Source organism: Candidatus Palauibacter australiensis (assembly GCA_026705295.1).
In the GTDB taxonomy this organism is placed as follows: Bacteria; Gemmatimonadota; Gemmatimonadetes; order Palauibacterales; family Palauibacteraceae; genus Palauibacter; species Palauibacter australiensis.
This window is the reverse complement of the sequence record JAPPBA010000101.1, coordinates 1-5,239: the sequence shown is the minus strand read 5'-3', so window position 1 is coordinate 5,239 and position 5,239 is coordinate 1. Positions and strand designations below refer to the sequence as shown.

General features: G+C 69.6%; 1 protein-coding gene. It reads left to right on the top strand.

Features of this window, described 5'->3' with window-relative positions; genetic code table 11:
• Window positions 1-681: 681 nt before the first annotated feature.
• On the top strand, window positions 682-5,239 hold a 4,558-nt coding region (locus OXN85_07825; GenBank protein MCY3599864.1), incomplete at its 3' end, for a cadherin domain-containing protein.

Sequence of the window (5,239 nt, the reverse complement as noted above, 5' to 3'; positions counted from 1 at the left end):
ACGGCGACGGACCCGGACAGCCTTTCGGCCACTCAGAGCTTCGAGGTGACGGTGAAGAAGAACCGCCCACCGACCTGCAAGTCGATCCCGTCTCAGGAGTTCCATGTGGGCGAGAGCGTAACCGTGGATCTCGCCGACCTGTGCAGTGATACGGATCCCGGTGACGAGCTGACCTACGACGAGGAGAGTACGAGCGATCCCTCGGTCGCAACGGTGAGTCTGAACGGAAGCATTCTGACGATCAGGGGAGTTGTCCAAGGTCGCGCAACGGTCAGCGCAAAGGCGAGCGACGGGCGTGGCGGGAGCGCCAAGGCGAGCGGTCCCGTCACGGTGCCGAACCGCGACCCCATTTGCCACTCGATCCCGCCCCAGAGGCTTGATCCTGCGCAGAGCGTCAAGATCGACCTTGGCAGCCTGTGCAGTGACCAGGACACGAATGACGAGCTCAGATACACCGATGCAGAGTCAAGCGACCAAGGTGTGGCCACGGTGAGTTTGAATGGCAGCGTCTTGACGGTCACCGGGGTGCTGCACGGCCTCGCGACGGTCAAGGCTTTGGCGCGCGACGGGCATGGTGGAAGCGCTTCGTCCAGCGGCTCGGTTATGGTGAAAAACCGCCCACCGATTTGCCGGGCGATTACCGATCCGAAGCTGGAAGTGGGAGGCAGTACGGAGGTCGATTTGAACGACCTGTGCAGCGATCCGGACAAGGATCAACTGACCTACACCGACGCGAGTTCTGGCGACGTGAACGTGGCGAAGGTGAGCCTGAGTACGAGCACTCTGACCATCGAGGGGGTGGGAAGCGGCAAGACGACGGTCGAAGCGGGGGCGAGTGACGGCCATGGGGGAAGCGACAAAGCAAGCGGCACGGTGACGGTCGCCGCCCCGCCCGACGAGCCGCCGGTGTTCGACCCTTCGAGCTATGCGGACACGCTGTATACCAGCGCGTCGAAGGGCGACCATGTGATCACGGTGAGCGCGACGGACCCGGAGGGCGAGTCGGTCACGTATTCGCTGGCGGGTTCGAGCAAGTTCCAGATCAACTCGGCGAGCGGCAGGATCACGGTGGCCGGGAGCTTGGCGGCGGCGACGCACAGACTGACTGCGAAGGCGCGTGATCCAGCGAATAACGAGGGCAGCGCATCGGTGACGGTTGTCGTCGTGCCACCACCCGACCGCAATAGGCCTCCGGTCGCCAACGCCGGCAAGGATCAGTGGGTGTACGAGGGCTCCGGGGTGACGCTTGACGGCAGCGGCAGCAGCGACCCGGACGGGACGATCGAGGAGTGGGAGTGGACGGGACCGCTGACCATGACCGGGGCGAACAAGTCGAAGGCGAGCTTCACCGCGCCTGGCGTGACAACGTCGACTGCCTACACGTTCACGCTGAAGGTCACGGACAACGACGACGCGACGGACACCGATGACGTGAAGGTCACCATCGAGCCGTGCCCGGTGCCGCAAGCGGACGCGGGCAGCGACCAGAGCGTGCGGGAGGGCACGGGTGTGACGCTGGGCGGCAGCGGGAGTTCGGGGGCGAGCTACAGCTGGTCCCAGACCGCCGGCCCCACGGTGACGCTGACGGGCGCGAACGGGAAGAAGCCGAGCTTCACCGCGCCACAGGTGAGCAGCAAGACAACGCTGACGTTCCGGCTGACGGTGACGGGCGACTGCGGGGACACAGCAACCGACAACGTGACAGTCGAGGTGACTGACTCGCCGCCTTCTGGAAACCGGCCCCCGAAGGTCGAGAGCGCGATTCCGGCGCGTTCGGTGGAAAGGGGCAAGACGGTGCCGGTGCGGGTGTCCTCGCACTTCAGCGATCCGGACGGCGACGCGCTGACGTACACGGCGCAGTCTTCCACCACGGCCGTGGCGACGGCATCGGTGAGCGGTTCGACGGTGTCGGTCAAGGGCGTGGCGAAGGGGCGCGCCGACGTGACCGTGACGGCGACCGACCCCGGCGGCAAGACCGCGTCTCAGAGCTTCCGGGTGACGGTGACGGACCCGGTTCCGGGCAACCGCGCCCCGGTCTTCGCGAGCGCGGCGTTCGAGCGTTCTGTGGCGGAGAACTCGCCCGGCGGCACGGCGGTGGGCGCGCCGGTGACGGCGGGCGACCCGGACGGGGACACGCTGAGCTACGCGCTGGCGTCCGGGGGCGACGCGGGTTTGTTCGGGATCGGCGCGTCCACGGGCCGGATCACGGTGGCGGCGGGCACGGTGCTGGACCACGAGAGCGCCGCGACGCATTCGGTGTCGGTGGTGGCGAGCGACGGGACGCTGGCGGACACGGCGGCGGTGACGATCAAGGTGACGGACGTTCCGCCGCCGGGCAGGCCCGCGAAGCCGACCGTGACGGGCGGCGACGGCGAGTTGACCGCGACGTGGAAGGCTCCGTCGAACACGGGTCCCGCGATCACCGGCTACGACGTTCGCCACCGCGCCGCTTCCGCCTCCGGCTGGACCGAGGTTTCCTTGGGCGTCGTGCTCGAACACACGGTGACGGGCCTGCCGGCGGGCACGGACCATCTTGTGCAGGTGCGGGCGGTGAGCCCGGAAGGCGCGGGCGCGTGGTCCGAGTCGGGCGAGGGAGCGACGGCGGCGGCCCCGAATCGCGCGCCGGCCTTCGCGAGCGCGATCTTCGAGCGTTCGGTCCCGGAGCATTCTCCCGCGGGTACGGCTGTGGGCGCGCCGGTGACGGCTTCCGACGTGGACGGGGACACGCTGAGCTACGCCCTGGCGTCCGGCGGGGACGCCGCGTTGTTCGCGGTCGGCCCGCGCACGGGGCAGTTGACGGTGGCCGAGGGCGCGATGCTGGACTACGAGAGCACCGAAACGCATTCGGTGTCGGTCGTGGCGAGCGACGGGGCGCTCGCGGACACGGCGAGGGTAACGATCGAGGTGACGGACGTTCCGCCACCGGGCCGGGCCGCGACGCCGGGGCTGAGGGGCGCGGCGGGCAAGGTGACGGCGACATGGAGTGCTCCGCCCAACGCGGGTCCCGCGATCACCGGCTACGATCTCGGCTACCGGAGGGGCTCGGCCGGAGGCGGCTGGACCGAGGTGTCGCTGGGCGACGTGCGGAGGCACGTGTTGACGGGCCTTCCGGCGGGCACGCTCTACCGCGTGCGGTTGCGGGCGGTGAGCGCGGAGGGCGCGGGCGCGTGGTCGGAGCCGGGCCGGACGGGTACGTCGCCGCGCTTCGACCCGGCGTCGGTGACGCGGTCGGTGCCGGAGAACTCGGCGGCGGGCACGGCGGTGGGCGCGCCGGTGACGGCGGCGTCCGATGCGGCGGTGGCGTTGCGTTACAACTTTGGGGGCGACGGTCCGCCCGAGTTCGTGATCGACGGGTCGAGCGGCCAGTTGAGCGTGGCCGAGGGCGCGTCGCTGGACTACGAGGGCGGCAAGAGGGAGTACGCGGCGACGGTCGTGGCGAGCTACATGGTGGGCGGAGGCGTAGAAGCGGAGGAGCTTGTGGACGTGGCGCACGTCACGATCCGGGTGACGGATGTTCCCGCGCCGGGCAAGCCGAACGCGCCGACGGTGACGGGCGGAACCGAACAGGTGGCGGTCTCGTGGATCGCACCGGAGAACGAAGGGCCGGCGATCACCGGTTACGATCTGCGGTATCGGGAGAAGGGGGACGGCGATTGGACGGACGTGTCGGCGCTCGGAGCGGTGCTGGCCGACACGATTCCCGGCCTGGATGCGGGCACGACTTATGAAGTGCGGGTGCGCGCGTCGAGTTCGGAGGGCGCGGGCGAGTGGTCCGAGTCGGGCGAAGGGACAACCGAGGCGGCCAACCGTGCGCCGTCGTTCGGCGCGGAGACCAACGAGCGCGAGGTACCGGAGAACTCCGCTGCCGGTACCGCCGTCGGCGATCCCGTGACCGCCGACGACGAAGATGGAGACGATCTGACGTACAGCCTCATTTCCGTCGAAGACGACTCGCCTTTCGAGATCGACGGGACGACCGGCCAAATCACGGTGGCCAGCGGCGCGGTGCTCGACTACGAGGGCGGCAAAACGGTCTACACGGTGAGCGTCCGGGCAACCGACGGGACGCTTGCGGACACGGCGGCGGTGACGATCCGCGTGACGGACGTACCCGCGCCCGGCAAGCCGGACGCGCCGACGGTGACGGGCGGCACCGAACGGGTGGCGGTGTCGTGGAGCGCGCCCGCGAACGAGGGTCCGGCGATCACCGGCTACGAGATCCGATACCGGGCGAAAGTGGACAGCGCGTGGACCGTTCCGAAAGCGCTCGGCGCGGTGCTGTCTCGCATGATCGCCGGGCTGGAGGGGGGAACCACATACCAGGTCCAAGTGCGCGCGGTGAGTTCGGAGGGCGCGGGCCAGTGGTCGGATCCGGGCGAGGGGACGACCGAGACGCCCAACCGGGCGCCGTCGTTCGATGCGGAGGCCTACGAGCGCGAGGTGCCGGAGAACTCGGCTGCCGGTACCGCTGTCGGCGAGCCGATGACCGCCACCGACGACGACGGAGACGATATGACGTACAGCCTCGTTTCCGGCGAGGACGGCGTGCCTTTCGAGATCGACGGTACGACGGGCCGGATCACGGTGGCCGAGGGCGCGGCGCTGGACTACGAAAGCGGCAACACGGTCTACACGGTGAGCGTCCGGGCAAGCGACGGGACGCTCGCGGACACGGCGGGGGTGACGATCCGCGTGACGGACGTACCCGCGCCCGGCAAGCCGGCCGCACCGAGGGTGACGGGGGGAGCCGAACAGGTGGCGGTGTCGTGGAGCGCCCCCGCGAACGAGGGGCCGGAGATCACCGGCTACGAGATCCGCTACCGAGCGAAGGCGGACAGTGCGTGGACCGTTCCGAAGGCGCTCGGCGTGGTGCTTTCCCAGACCATCTCCGGACTGGATCGGGCAACGACATACTCGGTGCAGGTGCGCGCCGTGAGTTCGGAGGGCGCGGGCGAGTGGTCGGAGTCGGGCGAGGGCACGACGGAGGCGGCCAACCGGGCACCATCGTTCGGTTCGGAGACCTACCAGCGCGAGGTGCCGGAGAACTCCGCTGCCGGTACCGCCGTCGGCGACCCCGTGACCGCCACCGACCAAGACGGAGGCGATCTGACGTACAGCCTCCTGTCCGGCGAGGACGGCGTGCCCTTCGAGATCGACGCAACGACGGGCCGGATCGCGGTGGCCGCGGACGCGGCGCTGAACTACGAGAGCGGCGACACGCTGTTCACGGTCAGCGTCG